Source organism: Brachyspira hampsonii (genome assembly GCF_002214805.1).
Classification (GTDB): Bacteria; Spirochaetota; Brachyspiria; order Brachyspirales; family Brachyspiraceae; genus Brachyspira; species Brachyspira hampsonii.
On record NZ_CP019914.1, the window covers coordinates 50,771 to 77,066 of the forward strand.

Sequence of the window (26,296 nt, forward strand, 5' to 3'; positions counted from 1 at the left end):
ACTTCATTGTAATATATTATCTTCTTCTTAAGAACCATATTAATATACCTAATATACCAAATAAGCAAGGCAAACCTATTTGAGCAACATATCTTATAAAATTAGTTTGAGTAGTAGTAAGAGTAAGATTTTTTATGCTTGCTTCTTTTGGTCTTATAGTAATTTTCTGTCTTGCTTCCAATAGATAGGCAACTGTATTCATAAATAAATCTTTATTTCCTGCAAAGGCTATGTCTACAGACTGACCTTGTTCTGGATTAATATATGCATTCAAAGCAAATGTAGCATCACCGAAAACAACTATTCTTGCAGGTTCTTTTCTGCCCTCTATTTCATAAGTACCGCTTATAGCTAAAGGCACAGGACCTTGTATATCTGTTCTAGGATTGAATCTTGCTCTTGATAAATCAAATGTAGCTTCTTCTTTTCCATATCCCTGAGGTGTAGTTGTAATTATATTTTCAAAGCTACCATTATATTTATTTTCGCCGCTTAATATACTTCTTGCCACAACTAAGCAGGCAAATACATTTCCTTCTTTAAGTGTTTGAGTGATAGGATGAGAAGTATATTGAGGCACTATATTAACAGGTATAACAACACTTGAAGCAGTATCTATTATATAATCATTTTTAGTTTTAAAACCCCAATCAGATAGGAAATTACCCAAATTACAATTAAATTTACTTCTATCCATAAAGCTGTCATATAAAACAAGAAGTTTTCCTCCTGTTTTTACATAATTATTTAATTTATCTATTTCAAAATCACTGAATGTTTCAACCGGTGCCGCTATTACTATTAATGATGCATCTGTAGGAATATTTTCAAGTATAATATTCAATTCTTTAACTTTATAATTTTCATTTTCTAAGTATGTTTTCACATAAGACAAACCTTCTCCGCCTCTGTCTTGTATTTGTCTTTCGCCATGTCCTACTGTGAAGTATACTGTATAAGATTCTGTATCAAGTAAAGTATATATTGACTGAGTGAATTTTTCTTCTCCTACAAATAAAGGATCTGAAGTTACTTTAGACTGAGTTGTTAAATCTTTTCTGTATACTCTCACTTGTTTACCCTGTCCATAAGTAAATACTATTTCTCCAACTTGAGTCATTTGATATTTACTTTTAGCAGAAGGTTTTTCTATAGGGTTAATATATTCTACAGATATATGTTTATTTATTCTTTTATATTGTTCTAATAATAAATCGGCTCTCCAATCTGCTGATGTAGGGTCTGTACTAGGAGCTCTAAGTACTACTATAGAAAGCGGACTGTCTATTCTAGATAAAACATCCATAGTCTGCTGAGATACTGTATATGATTTATTTTGTGTCAAGTCAAATCTTATAGGGAAATTTATACTTATAATATATAAACCTACAAGTATAGCAAGAATTATTATTAATGATAATATGCCAAAAAAGGCTTTATGTACGAATCGCATCTTCAAAAAAGATACTATCTGTTTTCTGTCTACTATTAATGTAATAATTGTTATAATGGCCGATATTGCAAGTACAATCCAAAAAACTGTAGTAGGTCTTTGGGTTACTGCATAAAAGAAAATCCAAGCAAAAAATAATAATACCCATGAAGCTAATGTAGCTATTTTTAAATTAAATTTCTTATTTGACATTTAGTAAAAATCCATTATTTTTAAATTAATTTGAATAAGTATTATATATAAATTAATGATAAATTTCAATAGTTATGTTTAGTTATGCTTATTCCGAAATATTATCGGCTATTAAAAAAAATACATAAAACAATATTTTTAATTTATATCTATTTATTAATTTATAATTTTGATATATTATATTTTAATTAAAAAAATATTTGGGAGCATTTAGCAGGAATATGAAAAAAAGAATTCTTTTATTAGGAGCCACAGGTTCTATTGGTACTAATACTTGCTCAGTTGTGAGAGAGTTTAATAATGACTTTGAAATAGTGGGAATGTCTGCAAACAGTAAAATAGATATATTGAGAACATTATGTGAAGAGTTTAAGCCTAAAACTGTAAATATAGCTGATAAGAATGCAGAAAATATTTTTAAAGATTATGACTTAGCAAAAAATATAAACATTTATGAAGGAACTATTGCTGATTTTGTAAAGCATACTGATTTTGATATATTAGTTAATGCACTAACCGGATATGCAGGATTTTTACCTACAGTAGAGGCTATAAAAAAAGGTAAAACAATCGCATTAGCTAATAAAGAGACATTAGTTGTAGGCGGAGATATAATAAACCAATTATTGAAAGAGCATAATGCAAAATTAATACCAATAGACAGCGAGCATTCAGCAATATTTCAAATGTTAAGGCATTTTCCTAAGGAATCGCTTTCAAAAGTTATAATAACAGCATCAGGCGGTCCTTTCTTTAGAACTCCAAAAGAAGAATTAAAAAATGTAACAGTTGAAATGGCTTTAAAACATCCTACTTGGTCTATGGGAAGTAAAATAACAATAGATAGTGCCACTATGATGAATAAGGGCTTTGAAGTTATAGAAGCACATCATTTATTTAATTTGGATTATGATAAAATAGAAACCATTATTCACCCTCAAAGTTTAATACATTCTATGATAGAAATGAATGATGGAGAGATTTATGCCCAGATTGGTAAAAATGATATGCGTCTTCCTATACAGCATGCATTAACTTATCCTGAAATTAGAAATACTCCTTTTGAAAAATTAAGATTATATGAACATTCAGAAATAAATTTTTATAAAATGGACTTCGATAAATTTGTAATGCTTAGACTAGCTTATGAATGCGGAAAGAAAGGAGGACTTTATCCTTGCGTTTTAAATGCGGCTAATGAAATATGTGTGTATTCATTTTTACAAAAGAAAATAAAATTCATTGATATATTTAATATAGTGTCAAAGGTATGCGAAATAAAAATAAATGTACCATTAAGCATAGATAATATTATCAATATGGACAGTGAAATAAGAAAAGAAACGGCTTGGATGATTAACTCTATGTCAAAATAAAAATTTTAGAAACTGTAATGTTTATAACCATATTACATTATTAAGTTTTTTATATAGTTGCTAATTTTAATCTTATAATATATCATTATCAAAAAATTATTTAAGGAAATATTATGCGTTTATCGAAACTATTTATGCCAACATTAAAAGAAGCACCAAGCGATGCAATAATAGCTTCTAATAAATTAATGTTAAGAGCTGCACTTGCAAGAAAAATATCAAATGGTCTTTATTCATATTTACCTCTTGGTGTTAGAGTATTAAATAAAATATCTAATATTATCAGAGAGGAAATGGATGCAATAGGTTCTAATGAATGCATAATGCCCATACTTGTTTCAAAGGAATTATTAACGCCTTCAGGAAGATGGGAAAGATTTAAAAAAGAATTATTCAGATTAAAAGATCGAAATGATGTTGATATGGCAATGGGACCTACTCATGAAGAGGCTTTTACCATAACAGCACAGAATGAAATACAGTCATATAAAGATTTGCCTTTGACTTTATATCAAATACATACAAAATTCAGAGATGAGATAAGACCAAGATTCGGAGTTATACGCTCTAAAGAGTTTACAATGAAAGATGCTTATTCATTTCATATTACTAAAGAATGTCTTGATAAAACTTATAATGATATGAGCAGTGCTTATACAAAAATTTTCAAAAGAATGGGACTTGATACTGTAAGCGTAAAAGCAGACAGCGGTGCTATGGGAGGAGAAGGAAGCGAAGAGTTTATGGTATTAAGCGAAGTAGGTGAGGAGACGATTATTTTCTGTTCTAAATGCGGTTACAGGGCTAATGTTGAAAAAGCTAATGTCAAAGAAGATGAAGCAGCTAAGTCTTATACGGATAAAGCATTGGAAGAAGTTAATACTCCTGATATAAAAACTATAAATGATTTGGAAAAATTTTTTAATACTTCTTCAAAAAATTTCATTAAAAGTATAATTTATAAAACAGAAGAAAGTGAAATTATATTAGTTGCCATTAGAGGCGATTTGGAAATCAATGAAACTAAACTTTCCAATGCATTAGGAGGACTTGATATAGAACTTGCCGATGAAGAAACTGTAAAAGAAGTTACAGGTGCTAGAGTTGGTTTTGCTTCTCCTATAGGATTAAAAAAGAAAATAAGAATATTTGCTGATTATTCCATTAAATCCGTTGCCGATGCTATAGTCGGAGGCAATAAAGATGATACCCATATAAAAAATGTTAATATACAAAGAGATTTTAATATTGATGTATGGGGTGATTTTAGAACTGCAAAAGAAGGCGACAGATGTCCTGAATGCGGAGAAACACTATATCAGAAAAAAGGATTAGAATTAGGACATATTTTTAAACTTGGTGATAAATATACTCAGGCTTTCAATTTTAAAGTATTAGATGAAAACAATAAAGAAATTACTCCTATAATGGGATGCTATGGTATAGGAGTTAATAGAGCTTTGGCTTCTGTTATAGAACAAAATTATGATGATAAGGGTATAATATTTCCTATAAGTGTTGCTCCTTATGAGGCTATAGTAGTTGCCATTGATAAAGAGGGAGAAGACTCGTTTAAAAAAGCAGAAGAAATATATAATGCTCTAAACTCTATTGGTGTTGAAACTATGTTCGATGACAGAAAAGAAAGGCTTGGGGTTAAACTCAATGACTGTGATTTAATTGGTATTCCTATGAGAATAATAGTCGGTAAAAAATCACTTCAAAGAGGGGTAGTTGAATTCAAACTTAGAAAATCACAAGAAAGTATTGAAGTGAAAATCGAGGAAATAATTGAATATGTAAAAACAAAAAAACAAGAATTATTCAATGAAATAAACAGTAAATTATAATAAATTCAATTATAAATAAATGAATAGGGAAGTTATTATCAACTTTCTTATTCATTATTTTTTATATTAGTATGGAAAATATAGAAATTGTAAATGATATTGATAATAATATAATTAATTCGATTATTTTTATATCTTCAAAAAGTGAATATATTAATTTATCAGAAAATAATTTAAAACAATATATAAAAGATAAATATCATAAAGTAATTATAGTAAAAGATAATAATCAGGTAACGGGTTTTTTAATCTATTTTTTATTAGAGCCTGAAATAGATATAATATTTATAGCATCATATCCAAAAGGGTATGGGGAAAAACTATTATTATATTTATTTAAGGATGCTGAAAATAATAATATACTAAGCATAAAATTAGACTTGCATGAAAATAATTTAAAAGCAAAAAATTTTTATATAAAAAATGGATTTAAAGAAATAGCTGTAAGAAAAAAATATTATAATAATAAATTTGATGCTTTAATTATGGAAAAAATATTAAATTAACTTTTTAACAAGTAATGAAATAGAATTAATGGAATTTCTTAAATGCCAATATACAAAGTATTGCAAATATAATATTAGGCATCCAAGCAGCAATAAAAGGATTCATATTTCCAGCCTCACCCATAGATCTAAATATCATAAGTATAGAATAATACATTAAAGCAACTATTATAACCATAACTAAACTTATAACTAGTACACTTTGAGTAGAAAACTTTGAAAATAATGAAGCAAGTAAAACGATAATAAAGCCTGAAAAACAATATGATATTCTATAATGCAAATCTGTTTCTAATCTGGAAGTATTCATATTAACTTCTTTTTGTAATCTGATTATACGGGCTTCTTCAGTTAAACTCATAGAATCTAAAAGAGGTCTTCCATAAAAATGTTCCGGTCTTTCCAAAACTTCTAAAGGATAATTATTTATTTTTTCTACCTTTATTTCTTTATTATCATTGAATGTAGTTAATATACCATCTAAAACATACCATTTTCTATCTTCATTATTCCATTGTATACGAGGACTTGATATTCTAAATCTAATTCCTCCATCATCATTCAATTTTATTACAATAGTATTTTTCATATATTGTTCATTATAAAAATAAGTTTCTATAAAATATAAATAATTATCTCCTCCAAAAAGTTCCCAAGGACCGCTTTTAGTTGCTTGCCCATAACCATTTATAGTATCATTTGCTATAAATGCTTTTTTGTTTGATGGAGCTGCTACAAACTGCCAAAAAAATACTAAAAATAGACATAGTCCTATTACAATAACAAATACAGGCATAGAAAATTTAAATAAACTAATCCCAGAATTTTCTATAGCAAGCATCTCTTTATTTTTTACAAAAGTACCAAGTACATAAGTAGATGAAAACATTAAAGCAACAGGAAATATATAATATATATTATGCGGAATCCTTAGTACATGATACATAACAATATATCTTAATAATTCCGGATGCTGAACATAGTGTGATAATTTTCCGCTCAATTCAGCTATTGTAACCAATACGACAAACAGCAGCAAAGAACCAAAAAAGAAAGATAGAAATTCTTTTAATAAATAAGCATTTAATTTCTTCATTATTAACTTACATCTATACCATATTCTTCATGAATTTGATTTAATTCTTCAGTTATAGCGACATGAAGTTCTTTTATTTTTTCAAGCAAAGCAGAAGGTTTAGACTTGCTGCTTTTTCCAGATCCGAATATCTTGCTTATTTTTCTCTTAGCCTGTACCAGAGTTTCAGCTTTAACTTTAGGATCCGGTATAAACTTAGAAGCATCCATTCCTAGCAATGCTCCCATATAAAGCATACCTTCATATCCGAAATTATTATCTATATCAGGACCAAATGATTTTATTTTCTCAAAATTTTCCTTACCATTTTGCATGCATTCTATTGCAGCCGAATACAATTCGCTTGCTTTATATTGGAAAAAAGGAATAAGTCTGTCATAATTTTCATCAGGATATATATTTGCTAAATCTTCCAAAGTCCAGCTTAATCTCAAAGAACATAAAGCCTTTTTTAAAGTAGGGGCACTGTCTTTTCCAATATAACGATATCCGTCTAAAGCTAAAAAATAACTAGCAGCACCTTCTAAAAGTGTTCTATTTTTTGTAAAATCTACATCATTTCCAAAAAATTCTTTCATATATGAAGCTCTTTGTCTTGATGTATCTGCAGCTTCATCTATTTTTTTATGATCTATCAAATTAAAATCCTCTTGAAAAGCAGCATATAAACAATGAGGACATACTACTACAACATATATTAAAGGATAAACTGTACCATATTTTTTACTTTTTTCATAAGTTCTTCTTAAGTCATTCCTTAATTTTCCGGCAATTAGTCTTCCTCCTCCTGTAAGAAGCATTTCATGATAAAATTCTCCATTACATACAGGACATGTTCTTGGGTTTTTCTCTATAAACGATACTTTTGGTTGTTCATCACTCATAAAAAATCCTATTATATACTTATTTCTATAACATTTATAATATAAAAATGTTAAATCAATTATCGGTTTATTTTAATTTTTCAATATCACTTATATTTAGCTTTGTAATTCTAAGTTCATTAAATATATTATTATAATATAATATATAAAAATATGGATATTGTGCCGATTTTAATCTTATATTACCTGAACTTGTTCCTAATACTGATAAATCTATCACTCTATTATCCATAAATAAGTACTTATTTCCATTCTCTTTTGTGTATAAAACCATTATTTGTGATGCATAATCCAAAGCAGAATCTAAAGAAATTATATTTTCATCTTCAGCAACTATTGTACCATTAGTAAATACTCCGTCATAAAATCTTGTGTAATTAATAGTATTAGGATTGTCTTTTGTGAGATAAACTATATTAAATCTATTATGCTCTTCATAAGAAACTGAATAAATACTAGAATTGGTTACTATAGCCCTGTCATCAAAAAATTGAAAAGCAGTATTAGTTTTCCTAGAACCATATAATATGTTGCCTGTTTGATATTCATGCAAATAAAGTGCATATCCGTCTTTTTCAGCAACAGGATAAACATTGTCTACTATTTTGTTAGTATAAATAAAATCTGAAAAAAAATTGTCTCTATAAAATCTAGATACAGATAATATACCTCTATTATCTACAAAAAATAATGTAGGATAATTGAATGCCGACATAACTAGTTTTAAATCATTGATTTTTCTATTTTGTCTTATATCCATAGTATAATTATTAAAAGTACCGGAATTATTGTTAGCATATAATATTTTATTTGCTTTATTATATGATACATGTACATTTCTATTATTTAATGCTATACTTATAAAGTTACCAAGCTCTCTATTATTATCTAATATAGTTCTTGTAAAATTGCCGTCTTTTCCTGTAACATATACCGCTGTATTAAGAATATTATCGTAATATGCAAAATGTACATTGTTATATCCATCTACAAATAATTCACTAATGTACGGCTCTTCTCTTAAAGAAGCTACAGACCAAGTATACAATGATTCAAAGCCGCTCATTCTTACATAATGCTCTGTAAGAGGAGGAGCATCTTTTTTTATTTCTTTTTGATATTGTGCATTTAAACTTGCAAATAATAATACTATTGCAGCGAATATTAATACACTACTTTTTTTTAGTTTTTTTAACATTTTCTATTTTACTAACAGATTCAAGCCCTTCCTCTTTAGGTCTTATAAATCTGCATTTTATTACATTTCCTTTATCGTCAAGTAATGCTTTTATATAAGAATAATAGAATATACAGTGTTCTATATATGCGTTATCATCAACAATAGAGCCGTAAAGATAACTAACTCCTTTAATAAGTACATTAGAGCCTATATTTACAGGGTGATTATCGCTTCCTGTAACATTAACACCTCTCTCTAATGTAGTATTTTTTCCAATATATACATTACCTTTAATCTGATTTCCGGAATATATTTTGACATTATCATCTAATATAAGTTTCTGATTTTCCAAACATGATAAAAGAACATTATCTCCAATGTAGGCATTTTCACCTAAATGCACATTTCCTTCTATTTTGGCACCATGCGATATAGTAACCCCATAATTGAGCGTAACATTCTTTCCTATATAAGCACCTTTGCCTACATATATGTCTAAAGGTTTTTCATCTTTATCTCTCTCAAGTATCTGTTCTACTACAGTATCATCTATAAAAAAGTCCTCTCCGTCATATATAGTAATTATATTTTTAAGCTTATTATAAACATTGGATCTAGCTATAGATTCCATTTCTTTAAGAACTGTTTTATCATTAAATCCTAAAACAACTCTGCTGTCTTTAGGCATATAAGTAGATATAGACAAATTATTATTTACAAAAATCTCTATTAAATCAGTAAGATATAGTTCATTTTGAGCATTATTAGATTCTAACTTTTGTATAAGCTCTTCCAAAGGCTTCATTTTAAATCCATAAATACCGGCAACATATTCGTTAAAGTTATCTAATAGCTCATCTTTTTCATAAGAGAATTTTTCATCTTTATAAACTTTATACAGTTTTTCATCATCACTCATTGCAAGTATATCTTTATATTCAATAACTCCTATAACATTACCCTGAGAGCCTTGTCTGTATTTGCTTTTTTTACCATCACATGTAAGACCTCTGCTTCTAAGTATTCTTCCATAATAGTTGCTTCCCTTAGGTCCGTCATACTTAGCAGTCATAACTATCATATCAGTTTTAGATTTCAAAAATTCTTCATGAAACTCTTTCATAGTTTCAGAGTCAATAAGTCCCATATCAGCATATATTACATAGCAGTATTTTATATTCTTTAAATCACTCTTATCAAGTCCTACTTTTACAGCATGTCCTGTGCCTCTTTGCTCTTCCTGATAAGCAAAATTTGTATTAGCCTGTTTTCCAACAGCATTAGCAACATCAAGAGCTTTTATACCTACTACTATAGTAATATTACTCTTAGGCATACCATTTTTTACAGCAAGTCTAACTCTTTCTATACTAGGAACTCCCCATATAGTATGAAGCATTTTAGATGTAGAACTTCTTATTCTTTTACCATGACCAGCAGCTAAGATTATCACTAATGTGTCATTTTTTGAAAACTTAGATGATAATGAAGCAAGAGCATTCTCAATTTCAACTACATTTTTTTCCATAGGTAACTCCTAATTATAATGTTTATTTTTTATTTTGTTTATTTGTATATATTTGTTCAAATACAGGTTTTTTTATATTGGCAGTTTTAGAGTAGAAATCAGAATTTACAATTTTATCACTAACTTGTGAATTATTATTTTTAGAATCTATATTTTCTTTTGCTTTTAAAATATCTTCTAAACTATTTTTTTTATAATTATTTGGAAGAGCTGCATTTTTACTATCTAATTCTAATTTATCATTTTTCTTATCGGCATTAAAAGTTTCATCTTCTTTCAGCCATTTTCTAAGCACTTTAGCCACAGATTCTGCCAATTTATCTAATTTCTGTTTAGCCCTTACATTTCCGCCAAGATTAGAGTCTTCTTTAATGATGAATTTATAAAGCTGCATAGCCTTTATTATATTTTTCTTTTCAAAATTATAATAATCTGCAACTTTTTCTATGCCTCCATAATAAGAAGCTGTAAGATAACATCTGTAAGCACCTTCTATATCTTTCTGATTAAAAAGCTCATTACCTTTTCTGACTAAAGCACTTCTTGTAGAATCTTTTATTTCCATATCATACATTATATACTTATAATAGAAAACTGCAAGTATTAATTTAATAAATATATTATGTTAAATTAATCTATATTTATACAAAGCATAATGAATATTATTGAATATTATTTTTCATTGAAGTTTTATGTTACATACATAAATATTTTTGAATATAATTTTTTTATTGAATAAGAGTTAGCATTATACAGCCATATATCAAAAATAATAAAATAAATCCCGCTTTTATATCACTAATAAAAAATCTCGCCTTAAGGTGCTGACAACTAAAGTTATCAGCAGCTCGATTTTTTACAGCCAAGACAAATGTTTTGAGTAGGGTATCGAGAAATCCTTACAAATCCATAGCTTGTTCTTTAGATCCCGCTTTCCTATATTTCCATTATCAATAAAAAATTGCTCGTTAATAATCCCTGCCATTCTCTCGAATGTCAGGCACTCACAATTTTTTATCTAGGCACGCAGAGCGTAATAGGGTATCGAGACAAGCTGGAAGTATTTCTGAACAAGAATATAATCCCTCTTTCCTACATTTCCATTATCAATAAAAAATCGCTCGTTAATAAGCCCTGCCATTCTCTCGAATGTCAGGCACTCACAATTTTTTATCTAGGCACGCAGAGCGTAGTAGGGTATCGAGACTGGCTTTTTTTAGCCTTTATATTCTTTTCACATTAATATGTAAGTTACATAAAACTGTCAAAGAACATTAACTAATATAATATATTTTATATTTTTTTGCAATACATAAAATATATTTTTTTATTAATAATTAGATGATATTTCTATATATAATAACTTATTGATATATAACTTCTCTTTTTTGTATAAAGTTATCACACTTTAAAATCATATTTTTTAAAAATTTTTCATTTTTACATACAAAATACTTCGATTTTTAACTTTTTTTATTTTTTTATACATAAACTATAAACTTTTTTCTCTTTGTAATTCTGATTTCATTTCTTTTATAATACTGTATCCAAGTGGTATTGCCAATAAAAATGTAAGAAAATCAGAAAAAGGCTGTGCCATTTCTATACCTGTTATACCAAATACTTTAGGAAATATATATACTATCGGTATAAAAAATATTCCCTGTTTTGCTAAAGCTAAGATAGAAGCTCTTATAGTTTTTCTAGTTGTTTGAAGCATCATACTAGATAATGTTATAACGCCCCATAAAGGAAGACTTAATGCCTGATAATGTAAAGCATTATTAGCTATGTCAAATAATGAAGCATCTTTATCATTAAATAAATGAACTATTTGAGATGATTTTATGAATATAATAGCAGCAAAAATAAAAAGCACTAATGTTGATACCTTAATGCAGAAATAAAATGCTTTTATAACTCTGTCATATTTTTTAGCTCCATAATTAAATCCGCATACAGGCTGAAATCCCTGACCGAACCCTATTATAGCAGAATTAGCAAATATTGAAACTCTATTAACTATAGACATAGCAGCTATAGCCGCATCTCCAAATTGTCCGGAAGCTATATTCAAAAATGCAGTAGCAAAACTTGATATACTTTGCCTGCATAGACTAGGAAGCCCTCCTACTATGATAGCTTTATATTTTTGAATACTAGGGGAGAAATCCCGTAATTTTATAGGCAAAGTACCCCATACATTAGTACCAATCAAAAGTACGCAGAAACCAAAAAATTGACTTATTATAGTTGCTATAGCCGCACCTTTTACACCCATAGAAAAATGGAATATTAAAATAGGGTCTAATATTATATTTAAAATTGCTCCTGTTATTAAACCTATCATAGCAAATAGTGCATTGCCCTGAAGTCTTAACTGATTGTTCAAAACTAATGAAGCCGTCATATACGGAGCACCTATCAAAATATATTTCATATAACTTATAGAGTATGGAAGTATTGTTTCTGTAGAACCTAATAAATAGGCTAGAGGTTTAATAAAAATTATTCCAAATATCAATATAATAAAACCTGCTATCATAGCAGATAAAAAACCTGTAACAGCCATTTTTGAAGCTTCTTCAGTTTCCTTTGCCCCTAACTTAATTGATATATAGTTGCCAGAGCCATGCCCAAAGAAAAAGCCTATAGCCTGTATTATTGCCATCATGGAAAATACTATTCCTACTGCTGCAGTTGATTGAGTATTTATTTTACTAACAAAAAAAGTATCCGCCATATTATAGAATGAAGTTGTAAGCATGCTTATAATTGTGGGAATGCCCATTTTTATAACTAAAAATTCAATTTTTGATTCGGTTAATTCTTTAAATTTTTTATTTTGTCTTTCGGCTTCTTTTAATGCGGCATCATCAGATACATTCATAATATGTCCTAAAAATTATAATTCTTAATAGTATATAACTTTTTTATATAATTTCAATATGATTTTTTATTTGACTTTTTTTGTTTTTCTAGTAGGATATTAACATAATATTTAGGATATATACAATGAACAATAATGTAGAAAATTTTATAACAAAGTTAGAAAATAAAGATGAATGTGCTTTTACATTAGAAATATCTCCGCAGGCTAAATATGACTTAGCTTATATAAAGGATAAAATAGATAATTCTGCAATTTCTGATTATATAGATGCATTTGTAGTTACTGATTCGCCTTTTGCCAATTTAAAAATATCTTCAATACTAGCAGCACTTCAATTGCAGCAAAGATTAAATAATAATAAACCATTCATAACAACTCAAACTATGAGAGATAGAAATTCAATAGCATTACAAAATGATTTAATAGGTGCAAATTATTTTGATATAAGAATGGTGCTTGCAGTTACAGGAGATGCTATAGCTAATGGCAATCAAAAGCAGGCGAAAGCTGTATTTGAGGGTAATTCTGAATTATTAATAAATATAATAAAGGATTTAAATAAAGGAAAAAGTTTAGGAGAGTTTGCTTTTAAAGAACCATTAAAACATATATATCCTTTTTGTGTAATAAATAGTTATGCTAAAAATAATGATACATTAAAATTAAGATTGGCTAAGAAAGCAAATTCAGGAGTTAAAGCTATATTTACTCAGCCTATATATGAAGCTGAAAGATTAGAGCTTTTCTTGAAATGGATAGATGAACTTCCTTTAAAAGAAAAACCTATACTAGTACCCGGATTCTTTCCTGTACTTAGCTACAAAACTGCATATTTTATATATTATAAACTTCCGGGTGCTTATATACCAGAAACTTGGCTTAATAAATTGAAAGAGGCTAGTGATAAATCCCCTGAAGAGGAGAAAAAAGCTGCAGTAGAATTATCAACTAACCTATTTAAAAGCATGATTAAAAAACATAAAAAAATGCATATAATGAGTATGAATAACTATGATTTTGTTGTAGAGCTTCTTAAAAGTATTTAAAAATTAAATATGCTATTAATTAGCAAAATAATAAGAATCCTCACAGAATGAAACTATAGCACAAGTACTAAGTTCAGGATCCATCATATAACTTTCTGTTAGAGTAACATTGAACTCTTCAGGCTTTAATTGATTAAATATTATCCTGTTGCCGTACATATTAGTAAGTGCTTTATATCCGAAAGAATATCTACATCCCACATGTTTTCTTTTACCATTATTTTTTAAATTAAGCAAATTATCCATATTACTTTGAAGTATATCAACATAGTTTTCTATGATATTTGTACCTATTGCATTATAAAAATAATAATCTTTATAATCATCATTATCATAAAGCCCTTTTAAAAATCCCGCAAACTTCTTTCCAAGACTTACAAGAGTAAATCCTATAGTATCTTCTTCTTTATCAAAGAAATCAACTATAGAATTATAAGGTTCTTTTTCCATACGCTCTAAAGGTATTTCTATTTTTTCATTTTTTAATTTACTAGTTTCATAGTCAACATCATATATATGTAATTTATCATTTTCTGTAACCGTCTTATAAAATCCATAAATCATTACAGGTTCTATTAAATTATTTTCTATAATATTATTTTTCATCTCTTCGTATTTAGGTTCTACTTTAGTTTTAATCATTTCATTATATTTTTCCATATCCTGATTTTTAGCAGAATATCCGAAACCAACTCTGAAAAGCCTAACTTTATTAATCATATCAAAAGCTTCTTTTTCTATCTCTTTATTAAACTCAAAAACTTTTCTTCCATAGAAAGGAGGTTTATTTATATAATGCTGATGATTTTTATGATTTATTTCTGGCATAATTCTTCCTTATTGTTGTTATGTCACCCGTAAGGGTGCTCGCCGAAAGTTTCAAGCAAATAAATTTTCTTGAAGGCTCGTTCTCGCTTTTGTTTATTGTTATTGCCTACTTGTTCATCTTAGCCTGTAATAAGCTAGAGAATAAACTTAATAACTATACTTATCTTTCTCTTTATTATTACTAATAAAATATTAATGATATAATTAACTATTAAAACTATAAACTAGTAATAAATTATTTTTCTTTATCTCTGTCATCTATTATTTCTTTTATTGCTAATATATCATCAAAACCGTCTTTGCAGTAAAATATTTTAGCAGTATCCCCATAAACTTTTTTGCAAGTGTTTTCAACAAAGTCTTTAGTTAAAGCTGCTCCTCCAAGTAAAATAGGTATCTTTAATCCTTTATCTCTAATGTATGCAAGATTATCTTTCATAACTTCAGTAGATTTCACTAAAAGTCCAGACATACCTATGCAGTCCGCATTATGTTCTTGATACGCTTCTAAAAATTTTTCTATAGGAACTTTAGTACCAAGATTAACAGTTTCAAATCCATTATTTTTTATAATGATTTCAACTAGATTTTTACCAACATCATGCACATCTCCTGCCACAGTACCAAGTATTATTTTAGCAGTTTTCTCTTGTTTCTTTTTCTCTAAAAACTCAGATAAAAAATCAACACTTTTTTTCATAACTTCTGCAGAACCCAAAACAAAAGGAAGCTGTATAGTACCTTCTCCAAATTTTACTCCGATATCAGCCATAGTAGGAAGAAGTATTTCATCTATTATAGCCTGAGCAAATAATTTTTCTCCTCCAAACTCCTCACTATTTTCTTTTACTTCATTAAGCAACACCTGCATATCTTTCCACTCGCCGTCAAGCATAGCATCTCTTATGGCTTCTCTTATAGGCTTTTTTATATTTTCTTCAGCATTTAATTCTTTCTTTTCTTTTTTGTCAGAGAAATGATTTATATAATTTATAAGAGGCTCTTTAGTATTACTTTTATTATATATCAATTCTTTTGCTAGTTCTATTTCTTTTTCATCTATTTTTGATAATGGAAGTATTTGAGCAACATTAACAATAGCAGTAGTAAGTCCATGATTAATAGCTTCATATAAAAATACAGAGTTCATTATTTTTCTAGCTTCTTCTTTAAGCCCGAAAGATATATTTGATACTCCCAAACTTATAGAGCTTTCCGGATATCTTATTGAAAGTTCTTTTATAGCATTGAGTGTTTCAACTCCAGCTAAAAAGCTTTTTTCATCACCGCTTGCAAGCGTAAATGTGAGGGGATCAAATATTATATCATGAGGAAGTATTTTATGTACATTAACAGCACGTTCATACATTCTATCTGCCATTCTTAATTTATCTTCGCAAGTTAATGCCATAGCTTTTTCATCTATTGTAAGAAGCATAATAGAAGCTCCGTATTTTTTAGCAAGAGAACATATTGCATCAAATTTCTCTTCTCCCTGCTCCATATTAGCGGAGTTTATTATAGGTTTTCCTCCGTATACTTTTAAAGCGGCCTCTATTACATTAGGTTTTATTGCATCAATAACTAATGGCAGAGAAATTTGTTTGACATAAGCAGAAATAATTTTCGTAATATCTTCCACTTCATCTCGTCCAGCCCAAGCGGCATTAACATCTATAGCATGGCTTCCAGCCTTAACCTGTTTTATTCCAACATCAAGCATACCGTCCATATCGCCTGCAATCATAAGCTCTCTGAATATTTTACTTCCTGTAGCATTACTTCTCTCTCCTATCATTAAAGGTGCAGGATTTTGTTTTATACTTACAGTATTAAATAAACTAGCTATATAAGGTCTTGGTTTTTCTAATGCAGGTTTTTTGGGTTTTTCTCCTTTTACTTTTTTAGCCAATGCTTCTATATGCAAAGGAGTAGTACCGCAGCAGCCTCCTATAAATGAAAGTCCGTCTAATTCAAAAAACTTACTATTAATATTAGCAAATTCTTCAGGAGTCATACTGTAATATGCTTTTCCGTCTCTGTTTTCTGGAAGTCCTGCATTGCTGTGTATTGATATAGGTAAGCATGATATTTCTGAAAGTCTTTTTATATGACGCATTGCCATATCAGGACCTGTTCCGCAGTTCATACCTATAGAGAATATATCCAAATTTGAAAGTATTGTATATGCTGTCTCTATATCTGTACCCAAAAGCATTGTACCTTCTTTTTCTATAGTTACAGAAACCATTATTGGTATTTCTTTATTTAGATTTTTTGCTATATCATTAACTGCAAGTATAGCAGCCTTTAATTGCAGTACATCTTGAGCTGTTTCAAGAAGTATTATATCAGTTCCTCCGTCTATTAATCCTCTTGCAGCTTCAGTGTAGCCGTTATACATTTCATCAAAAGTTATTTGTCCAAGACTAGGAAGTTTTACACCCGGTCCCAAACTTCCTGCAATAAAAATCTCTCTGTTTAAATCGCCTTTAGAATTAGGATTTTTTAAATATTCTTCTCTAGCTTCATTAGCTATTAATGCAGCTTTTTTTGCTAGTTCATAAGCTTTATCTGCAATATCATATTCACTTAATACCCAAGGTATAGCTCCGAAACTGTTTGTCTTTGTGATATCAGCATTGGCATTTAAATAATCTATATGTATTTCTTTCATTATATATGGAGCTGTTATATTCAGTATCTCATTGCAGCCTTCAATATTATTGCCGTTTATAATCCAAGCTTCTTTTTTTATATCTTTTTTTTGGAGTTCTGTACCTGTGGCACCGTCTATTATTAAATATTGTTCTTTTATTAGTTCTTTTAGTCTTTCTTTGATATTGCTCATTATATGCTCCAATTTTTATATAAAAAATACATTTCATCTATTTTAATATAAAAAAGTAAATATAACAAGTTTTTAATATTATAGTTTTGATTTATAATATATTTTAGATAGTTTTGAATTATAAAAAAATGATATTGATTTATATTGTTTATAATTAAATATAATGCATTATATGTTTATCCTAAATAATAAAATATATTGCTTGCTTATTGACATTTAGGTTTTATAGGGTATAATTATTTAATTAGTTGAATTTTTAATAATTATAATTCTGCTAATTATAATTATATTAATTTAAGGTTTATATGTGTAAAATTAATTGTTTCTTTTCAATAATTATACCTGTATATAATACGGAAAGATATTTAAAAAGATGTATAAATAGTATTATCAATCAGACATTTACTGAATTTGAAATAATAATAGTTGATGATTGTTCTAATGGTAATTGTAAAGAAATTATAAATTCATATAATGATAATAGAATAATATATATAAAGCATGAACAAAATAAAGGTACATTATCATCCAGAAAAACTGGAAGTATAGAGGCTAAAGGTGATTATATAACATATATAGATCCGGATGATGAATTAAAATTAAATGCCTTAGAAAAGGTCTTTAATACTATAAAAGATAATGATTATGATGTGATTCAATTTAGTGTCAAATCTGTATCGTCAAATCCAAATAAAAAAGAAAAATTAAAAGAAGAAAAAAGAGTTTCTTGGTATCTTTCAACTAAGAGAAGCAATATAGATAATAACTATTTACTAAATGAAATTCTAAATGAAAAAATATCTCATAATATATGGGCAAAATTTTTTAAATCTTCCATAGTAAAAAAGTCTGTTATCTATATACCTGATGATCATATAACATTTGCTGAAGATATGCTGCAATGTTTAATCTTTTTCTATTTTGTTAAAACATATAAAGCTATTTATGATGAATTATATATATATCATTGTGATTTAAGCTATAGCAATAAAAATGCAGAATCTCTTACAAAAGATAGATTTAATAAAATGTGCTTGGATTCTAAAAAATCATTAGATGAGTTTTATAATTTTTTGATAAAAATGAATGATAATATTTTATATAAATATGATTATATGAAATTAGCATACAATCAATATAAATTTTTATTATATAAGATTAATAATAATAATGAATACATGCATATATTAAATAAATACTTTGATAAAGATTTTTTAGAAGAATACAATAAATATAAATATCATTATGATTATTATTTAAAAACAGAAGAAAAATTAAAAGTTATAAATAATAAATTATTACCTTATTTTTTCTCTATAATATTAGATGGATTTTACACAAATATTAGAATATTTGGTATTAATATAAATATTAAGAATAATAAAAATTATACTACCCCTGTGATTATAACTTTTAGTAATATATTGAGAATTCTGTTTTCTATACAATTTTCAAACAAAAATACAAAAATAAATCTTTTAGGATTTAATTTTGTAATTGAAAAACGGGGATAATATTATGATGAAATCTAATCCTTTAATATCAATAATAATACCTGTTTATAATGGTGAAAATTATATAAAAGATGCTATAAATAGTGCTCTTAATCAAACTTATAGAAATATAGAAGTAATAGTAGTTGATGATGGTTCTAAAGATAATACAGCAAATATTATCAATGACTTTTCAAATAAAGTAACTTATATTTATAAAGAGAATGGCGGAGTAGCCAGTGCATTAAATTGTGCAATAAAAGCAGCAAAAGGAGATTACATATCTTGGTTATCACATGATGATATTTATTATCCTAATAAAATAGAAGAAGAAGTAAATGAATTAAAAAATATAGATGACAAGACAGTGATATATTCAGGTTTTGAATTTGTTAATGAAAAACTAGAACTTATAACAGCATTTGAAAATTCATCTAAAACAGAATATAGAAGATTAAACAATAATTTTTATTCTATATTACTTTCTGATATTGGCGGATGCACATTACTGATTCCTAAAGATGTTTTTTCTAATGTTGGTTTCTTTGATGAGAATCTTTCATGTGTGCAGGATTATGATTTTTGGTTTAGAATGTTTAAATATGGATATAAAGTAAAATATATACCAAAAGTTCTATTACAATATAGAATGCATGAAAAACAAGATAGTAATTCTAAAAAAGATTTTCTAAGAAATGAGGGAAATAAATTATGGATTAATATGTTAAAAAATATAAATGATGATGAATATCAAAGTATATTTTTTAACAAATATAATGTTCTTAATAAAATAAGAAATAGAATGAAAAATTCTGTTTATGACAAATTGATAGAGTTTATAAATACTGAACTTGAAATATATAAAGAAAATAATAAGCAATATTATTCTAGTAATAATAAAATTTCTGTTATTATTAACATTTATAATAGAAATTATGATAATCTTAATTTTATTATTGATTCTATTATAGAGCAAAATTATGATAATATAGAAATCATATTTATAACAAATCATAAATTAAATATTAATTCTAATATAGAGTATAAAATTTTTAACCCTGAGAGAGATAATAATATTTTGAATATAATAGAGGGGAATTTTATACAATTTATAAATAATAATGAAATTTTACTTAAAGATAAACTACATTCACAATTTAATGAATTTATAGAAGATCCATCCATAGATATATCATATTCAAATTATTATTTTAATGAAGATAACAATAAAATATATCCAAAATTGGACTCATTAAGTTTTAATGAAGATAAACAATTTGAGGATATGCTTTATTTTTGGAATAATCCAATATATATACCATTATGCAGCATGCTTATAAAAAGAAAAGTATTTGAAAAAATAAATATGGTATATAACAATGATTATAATATTATTATGCAGTTATCATTTTATGGAAAAATGAAATTTATAAATAGATACTTTTTTTATTGCATAGATAATATCAAAAACAAAAATTATTATACTCAAGTGGAAAATGAAATTAATAATAATAAATACATTTTAGATAGATTCAAAGATTATATATTATTAGATAATTTCTATTTATATAGAAGTAATTTCTTGAAAGACTATTCTCTAAAAAATTTAGATAAAAAAAAGTGCGTAATATTCAAAATAGAATTTAATGTAAGTTATTTATACATATATATATTCAATATAAGAATAGCTTTAAAAAGAAGCAGAAAATTTTCTTATAGGGTATTTTTATTCTTATATATGTTAAATAAAAATAGGAAAAACAAATGAAAGTAATGACTATACTTGGAACCAGACCTGAAATAATAAAACTTACTCAGGTTATAAAAGAATTAGATAAATATACTGAGCATATATTAGTTCATACCGGACAAAATTTTGATTATGAACTTAATGAAGTATTTTTTAATGATTTAGAATTAAGAAAACCGGATTATTTTCTTAATGTTGCTGGTGAAACATTATCAAAAACTATAGGTAACATTATATCAAATTCTGATGAAGTTATGGAAAAAGAAAAACCTGATGCATTACTTTTATATGGTGATACTAACTCCTGTCTTTCTATAATACCGGCAAAAAGAAGAAAAATACCTGTATTTCATATGGAGGCTGGTAACAGATGTTTTGATGAAAGAGTTCCTGAAGAAATAAATAGAAAAATAGTAGATCATTTGGCAGATATTAATTTAGTAATTACTGAACAGGCTAGACACTATTTACAAAGAGAAGGTATAGCTTCTGAAAGAATTATAAAGATTGGTTCTTCTATGAAAGAAATATTTGAAATATATAAAGATAAAATTAATAATTCAAATATATTGGATAAATTATCATTAGAGAAAAATAAATATTTTGTAGTTAGTTCGCATAGAGAAGAAGTTGTTGATATAGAATCTAATTTAAGGTCTTTAATAGAATCATTAAATGCATTGTCTGAAAAATATGATTATAAAATAATATTTTCAACTCATCCCAGAACTAGAAGACTTTTAGATAAATTAGGAAACATTAAAGTTCACAATAATATTATTTTTTCTAAGCCATTTGGATTTTTTGATTATATAGCATTACAAAAAAATTCTTTCTGTACTCTTTCAGACAGCGGTACTATAACAGAAGAAAGTTCTATATTGAAATTTCCTTCAGTAACTATAAGAAATGCTCATGAAAGACCTGAAGGCAATGACGAGGGTACATTAATAATGTGCGGATACAAAAAAGATAGAGTATTAAAAGCTGTTGAGGTCGTTACAGAACAATATAAAAATAATATGATACCAAAAACTGTAGAAGATTATGATGTTGATAACTTATCTATGAAAGTAGTTAGAATAATACTTGGTTATACAGAATACATTAATGAAAACATTTGGAGGAAAATATGAAATGGCAAAATAAAGGGCATGAATTTGATGAAATAGGAAACATTTTCAAAAAAAATAAAGATTTATTATTATTAGGAGATATAGATAAAGCATTAAAGATGAAAGAATGCTTAAGTTTTTTAAATGCTAATATCTTAATTCCTACAAAAGAGGCTATGGATTCTCTAGATATAGATATTTTAGGAAAAACTATTCTAATATTTGGAGATTATCCTAATATAGAACGATTTCTTATTTCTAAAAATTTAATAAAAGATGTTAATTATTTTGTGATATATAATTTTTATTCTCCATATTTCTATAATTATGAAAGTAATTTTATAATGAAATATTTATCAATATTTGCAGTGTATGCATATGATAAAGTATATATTTCAAGTAATAATATTATTACAACAACAGTTTGTAATTTAAATTGTACATCATGCTTAAATTTTAATCCTTATATAAATAGAAAACAACATAGTGATCTAGAAAGATTGAAAAATGATATAGATATATATTTTAAAAATGTAGATATGATTGGTTTTATGCATATTACAGGTGGTGAACCTTCTTTATATCCGGATATAATAAAATTATTAAAGTATATTAATAATAATTATAGTAATAAAATTATAGATTTAGTAATGCCTACAAATGGTGTTAGAGAAATACCAGATGAATTATTGGAAATTGTTAAAGAATCTAATATAACAATTCAAGTAGATAATTATTTGAATGCTGTACCAGAATTTGAAAATATATATAAAAAAAACTTAGAAAAATTAGAAAAATATAATGTAAAATCAGAGATTATACCAGCTGGTGAATTTTGGAATTGGGCACAGGCATATCCGCCTAGGTATGATTATTCTAAATTATCTGATGAAGAAAATAGTAAAAGATATGATTATTGCGGTTCTATATTTTCTGAAATAAGAAATGGAACTATATCAGGATGCTGCTATCATAGTTTTGCAGAAACAGCAGGTATAGTGAATTATGATGAAGATTCTCTTTTTGATTTAAAAGGAAATGTAAATAAAAAAGAATTAATAGAATTTAGATTGAAATATAACAAAAAAGGTTATACAGAATTTTGTAAAATATGTAATGGTCTCAATCCTTTAAATAGAAAAGTAGTTAAACCAGCTGAACAGACTAAAGGTATTTTATCTTGGGATGGTAATTTTACAGAAAAAGATTATATACCTGTTGATATATTAAAAATACTTGATTTTAGTGTGAAAATTACTGTTATAACTCCAACTTATAATAGAGCTGATTTTTTACCTAAAACAATAGAAAGTATATTAAATCAAACTTATACTAATTTTGAATATTATATATTAGATGATGGTTCTACTGACAATACTAAAGAAGTGGTAAAACCTTACCTAAAAGATAATAGGGTAAAATATTTATACCATGAAAATTCTGGAGAACCAGAAACAGTAAATTGGGGTTGGTCATTAGCTAAAGGAGAATATTTTACACAAATAAATTCTGATGATATAGTAGATAAAACTTTATTTGAAGAAATGATTAAGGTATTAGATAATGATGATAATGCTGTTGTTGCTTATTGTGATTATAAAATAATAGATGAAAAAAATAATGTAATAGAATCTGTAAAAAGTCCGGATTGGAATTTTTTAGAAGCTTTATCCGATTTTTCATGCTATGCTGCTATGGTCGGAACTTTTATAAAAAGAAGCAAATTTGTAAATTGGACTAATATAAGAACAGATAAATATTTATATATTAATGATATAGAAATGTATTGGAATATGGCTTTATATGGAGATTTTATACATGTTCCAAAAACATTAGTAAGCTGGAGAAAACACAAGGGACAACTTTCAGTAAATAGACCAGACTCTATTTATGAAATAGCAGATTGGTTTAAAGAATATTTTTATAAATCTAATATACCTAATGAAGTTTTTAATCTTAAAGACATAGTTGCAAATAGAGTAGTAATCTATGCAGAATCTTTATTAACACTTTATAATTTTCCAAAAACTATAAAAGATAAAATTAAAAGATATTTAAAAAAGGAGTTAGGATTAATTAAATTTACATGTTTACAAATAGGTGATAATGATTTAGTAGGTAATAAATTCAATGGACATAATTTAGGAATATATCTGCGTGAAAACAAAATAGCATCAAATCATATAGTTAATTATAAAGAATCTGACGATGAATATACTTATGCATATAATTATGCTTCTAATAATATTACAGAAAGCTTAATTAAAAATTCATTATTTTTAGATTCTGATATATTACATTTTCATTTAATACATAATGCAAAATTTGATATAAAATATTTACCGATTATAACTAGATTAAAACCAGCAGTCATTACTTTGCATGATGCCTATTATTTAGGAGGTCATTGCGTACATCATTTTGATTGTAAAAAATGGCATGAACATTGTTATGATTGTGAATATTTGGATAAGCCTTTTATTATAAAAAAAGATGATACAGCATTTCAATTTGAGATTAAGAAAAAATTTATACAAGATTCAAATTTATCAGTTATTGTGGCATCAAAATGGATGGAGGATAAAGTAAAAGAATCTCCTATTTGGAAAGGAAAGAAAATATATAGAATACCTTTTGGTATAGATCAAAACATATTTAGACCTAGAGATATTATAGAAGCCAAGAAAGAACTCTCAATAGATGAAAATTCTATTGTTTTAATGTTTAGATCTGAAGATAATGTATTTAAATGTTTGCATATTATAAAAGATGCATTAAATAAAATAAAATCTAAAAATAAAATAACTTTAATAACAGTTGTAAAAAAAGGTTTATTGAAAGAATTTAAAAATGATTTTAATATATTAGAATATGGTTGGATAAAAGATGACTTAATGCTTTCTAAATTATACCAAGCTTGCGATATATTTTTAATGCCGTCAAAACAGGAAGCTTTTGGAATGATGGCTATAGAAGCTATGAGCTGCGGAAAAATGGTTCTAGCTTTAGAAGGAACTGCTTTAACTGATGTTATTAATGCTCCTGAGTGCGGTATAGTATGTAAAAAAAATGAATATGCTGATAAATTACAGTATTTAATAAACAATTTAGATGAGGTAAAAAGAAGAGGTGAGCTTTCTTTAAAATTTGCTGAAGAAAATTACAATAAAAATCTATATGTAAATAGAATTATAGATGTATATAATAATGTTATTAAGGAACATAAAGTTGATATTGAATACCAACCAATTTTAGAACAATTAAATAAATATTATAATACTATAAATGTTAATGATGAATCTGATGATGACAAAAAGGTTAAGAAAGATTTTACATTTGGAATATATATTAGCAATGATGAGAAATATTTTATTATTGGCATTTTAGGTATAAAAATTACTATTAAAAAGAATAAGGTAGAAAAATGAAAAAAATTCTAATATTAGGAGGAACAGGAATGCTTGGCAATACAGTTGTTAAGCATTTTATTAACAACAAAAATTATGATGTTCATTTTACATATAGAAATGAAAAAGTAGCTTTTGATAATTTTGATAAAAATAAAGCAATTAAATTTGATTCTCTTACTGATGATATAAATAATTTAAATACGGATTTTGATTATGTTATAAATTGTATTGGTATTATAAAACCTTTTATGTTCAATAATATGAGAGATTCTATTTTTATAAATTCAATTTTTCCTTGGAATGCAGCCAATTGGTGTAAAACTAATAATATTAAATTTATTCATATAACTACAGACTGTGTATTTGACGGACTCAAAGGTAAATACAATGAACTTGATGAACATAATGCATTAGATGAATATGGAAAATCAAAATCTTTAGGTGAACCTAGAGGAAAATGTATGATATTGCGTACAAGTATAATAGGTGAAGAGATACATAAAAATGCTAGTTTAATTTCTTGGGCTAAATCACAAAGAGGTAAATCTGTAAACGGATTTTTGAATCATTTTTGGAATGGTATTACAACAAAGCAATATGCAATAATTTGTGAAAATATAATAGAAAATAATCTTTATCAAGAAGATTTATTTCATATACATTCTAAAGATATAGTAAGCAAATATCAAATGTTAGAGTATTTTAATGAAAAATATGATTTGAATTTAAAAATAAAACCGTATATAACTAATCCTATATGTGATAGAAGTTTATCATCTATTAAGGAATTATGTAGTAAATTAGATATACCAACAGTAAAAGAACAAATAAATAATTTGGAGTAA

Annotated in this window: 18 protein-coding genes; 9 read left to right on the forward strand and 9 right to left on the reverse strand. The window is 26.5% G+C overall.

Going from position 1 to position 26,296, the window contains the following annotated elements:
* Nucleotides 1-16: 16 nt before the first annotated feature.
* Nucleotides 17-1,645 (reverse strand): GldG family protein, encoded by a 1,629-nt coding sequence (locus BHAMNSH16_RS00205; protein WP_008727210.1) that lies wholly within the window; start codon nucleotides 1,643-1,645, stop codon nucleotides 17-19.
* A 221-nt stretch (nucleotides 1,646-1,866) separates the two neighbouring features.
* On the opposite strand from BHAMNSH16_RS00205, the gene dxr reads away from it, so the two are divergent.
* From dxr to BHAMNSH16_RS00220, 3 genes are all read left to right on the forward strand, one after another.
* Nucleotides 1,867-3,021, forward strand: coding sequence for a 1-deoxy-D-xylulose-5-phosphate reductoisomerase (dxr, locus tag BHAMNSH16_RS00210; protein WP_008727209.1), 1,155 nt, complete (start codon nucleotides 1,867-1,869; stop codon nucleotides 3,019-3,021).
* Between the two features lie 113 nt (nucleotides 3,022-3,134).
* The gene (locus tag BHAMNSH16_RS00215) at nucleotides 3,135-4,871 is read left to right on the forward strand and encodes a proline--tRNA ligase (protein WP_039953885.1); all 1,737 of its coding nucleotides are present in this window, start codon (nucleotides 3,135-3,137) and stop codon (nucleotides 4,869-4,871) included.
* 71 nt (nucleotides 4,872-4,942) lie between these two features.
* Nucleotides 4,943-5,377: a GNAT family N-acetyltransferase gene (locus BHAMNSH16_RS00220; RefSeq protein WP_069732101.1), complete on the forward strand. Its 435-nt coding sequence runs from the start codon at nucleotides 4,943-4,945 to the stop codon at nucleotides 5,375-5,377.
* A 25-nt stretch (nucleotides 5,378-5,402) separates the two neighbouring features.
* On the opposite strand, the gene BHAMNSH16_RS00225 is transcribed toward BHAMNSH16_RS00220, so the two are convergent.
* The 6 genes from BHAMNSH16_RS00225 to BHAMNSH16_RS00250 form a co-directional block, all read right to left on the reverse strand.
* Nucleotides 5,403-6,473, reverse strand: a complete 1,071-nt coding sequence (locus BHAMNSH16_RS00225) for an LptF/LptG family permease (protein WP_008727207.1) — start codon at nucleotides 6,471-6,473, stop codon at nucleotides 5,403-5,405.
* 2 nt (nucleotides 6,474-6,475) lie between these two features.
* Nucleotides 6,476-7,357 (reverse strand): DUF2225 domain-containing protein, encoded by an 882-nt coding sequence (locus tag BHAMNSH16_RS00230; RefSeq protein WP_008727206.1) that lies wholly within the window; start codon nucleotides 7,355-7,357, stop codon nucleotides 6,476-6,478.
* A 67-nt stretch (nucleotides 7,358-7,424) separates the two neighbouring features.
* Nucleotides 7,425-8,555, reverse strand: coding sequence for a hypothetical protein (locus tag BHAMNSH16_RS00235; RefSeq protein ID WP_069732100.1), 1,131 nt, complete (start codon nucleotides 8,553-8,555; stop codon nucleotides 7,425-7,427).
* Entirely contained in the window at nucleotides 8,530-10,065 is a 1,536-nt protein-coding gene (locus BHAMNSH16_RS00240) for an NTP transferase domain-containing protein (RefSeq protein WP_069732099.1), read from the reverse strand. Before BHAMNSH16_RS00240 ends, BHAMNSH16_RS00235 begins: the two co-directional genes overlap by 26 nt.
* 22 nt (nucleotides 10,066-10,087) lie before the next feature.
* A complete protein-coding gene (locus BHAMNSH16_RS00245; protein ID WP_039953887.1) occupies nucleotides 10,088-10,630 on the reverse strand; it encodes a hypothetical protein in 543 nt (180 codons plus the stop codon).
* Between the two features lie 927 nt (nucleotides 10,631-11,557).
* Complete coding sequence (locus BHAMNSH16_RS00250) at nucleotides 11,558-12,955, reverse strand: MATE family efflux transporter (protein WP_008731181.1); 1,398 nt, start codon at nucleotides 12,953-12,955, stop codon at nucleotides 11,558-11,560.
* Between the two features lie 125 nt (nucleotides 12,956-13,080).
* Between BHAMNSH16_RS00250 and BHAMNSH16_RS00255 the strand changes: the two genes are divergently transcribed.
* Nucleotides 13,081-14,004, forward strand: coding sequence for a methylenetetrahydrofolate reductase (locus BHAMNSH16_RS00255; RefSeq protein ID WP_008731180.1), 924 nt, complete (start codon nucleotides 13,081-13,083; stop codon nucleotides 14,002-14,004).
* 15 nt (nucleotides 14,005-14,019) lie between these two features.
* On the opposite strand, the gene BHAMNSH16_RS00260 is transcribed toward BHAMNSH16_RS00255, so the two are convergent.
* Together BHAMNSH16_RS00260 and BHAMNSH16_RS00265 are read right to left on the reverse strand one after the other, a co-directional pair.
* Nucleotides 14,020-14,832: a vitamin B12 dependent-methionine synthase activation domain-containing protein gene (locus BHAMNSH16_RS00260; RefSeq protein ID WP_008731179.1), complete on the reverse strand. Its 813-nt coding sequence runs from the start codon at nucleotides 14,830-14,832 to the stop codon at nucleotides 14,020-14,022.
* A gap of 235 nt (nucleotides 14,833-15,067) precedes the next feature.
* Nucleotides 15,068-17,683 carry a homocysteine S-methyltransferase family protein gene (locus tag BHAMNSH16_RS00265; RefSeq protein ID WP_008731177.1) on the reverse strand — a complete coding sequence of 872 codons (2,616 nt, stop codon included), beginning with the start codon at nucleotides 17,681-17,683 and terminating at the stop codon, nucleotides 15,068-15,070.
* Nucleotides 17,684-17,988: 305 nt separating this feature from the next.
* Between BHAMNSH16_RS00265 and BHAMNSH16_RS00270 the strand changes: the two genes are divergently transcribed.
* The 5 genes from BHAMNSH16_RS00270 to BHAMNSH16_RS00290 are packed head-to-tail and all read left to right on the forward strand — an operon-like array spanning nucleotide 17,989 to nucleotide 26,296.
* A complete protein-coding gene (locus tag BHAMNSH16_RS00270) occupies nucleotides 17,989-19,197 on the forward strand; it encodes a glycosyltransferase family 2 protein (protein ID WP_069732098.1) in 1,209 nt (402 codons plus the stop codon).
* Nucleotides 19,198-19,201: 4 nt separating this feature from the next.
* Entirely contained in the window at nucleotides 19,202-20,944 is a 1,743-nt protein-coding gene (locus BHAMNSH16_RS00275) for a glycosyltransferase (protein ID WP_069732097.1), read from the forward strand.
* Complete coding sequence (gene wecB, locus BHAMNSH16_RS00280) at nucleotides 20,941-22,062, forward strand: non-hydrolyzing UDP-N-acetylglucosamine 2-epimerase (protein ID WP_069732096.1); 1,122 nt, start codon at nucleotides 20,941-20,943, stop codon at nucleotides 22,060-22,062. Before BHAMNSH16_RS00275 ends, wecB begins: the two co-directional genes overlap by 4 nt.
* On the forward strand, nucleotides 22,059-25,469 hold the full coding sequence (locus tag BHAMNSH16_RS00285; RefSeq protein WP_069732095.1) for a glycosyltransferase: 3,411 nt from the start codon (nucleotides 22,059-22,061) through the stop codon (nucleotides 25,467-25,469). Before wecB ends, BHAMNSH16_RS00285 begins: the two co-directional genes overlap by 4 nt.
* Nucleotides 25,466-26,296, forward strand: a complete 831-nt coding sequence (locus BHAMNSH16_RS00290; protein WP_069732094.1) for a sugar nucleotide-binding protein — start codon at nucleotides 25,466-25,468, stop codon at nucleotides 26,294-26,296. The genes BHAMNSH16_RS00285 and BHAMNSH16_RS00290 overlap by 4 nt, the downstream gene beginning before the upstream one ends.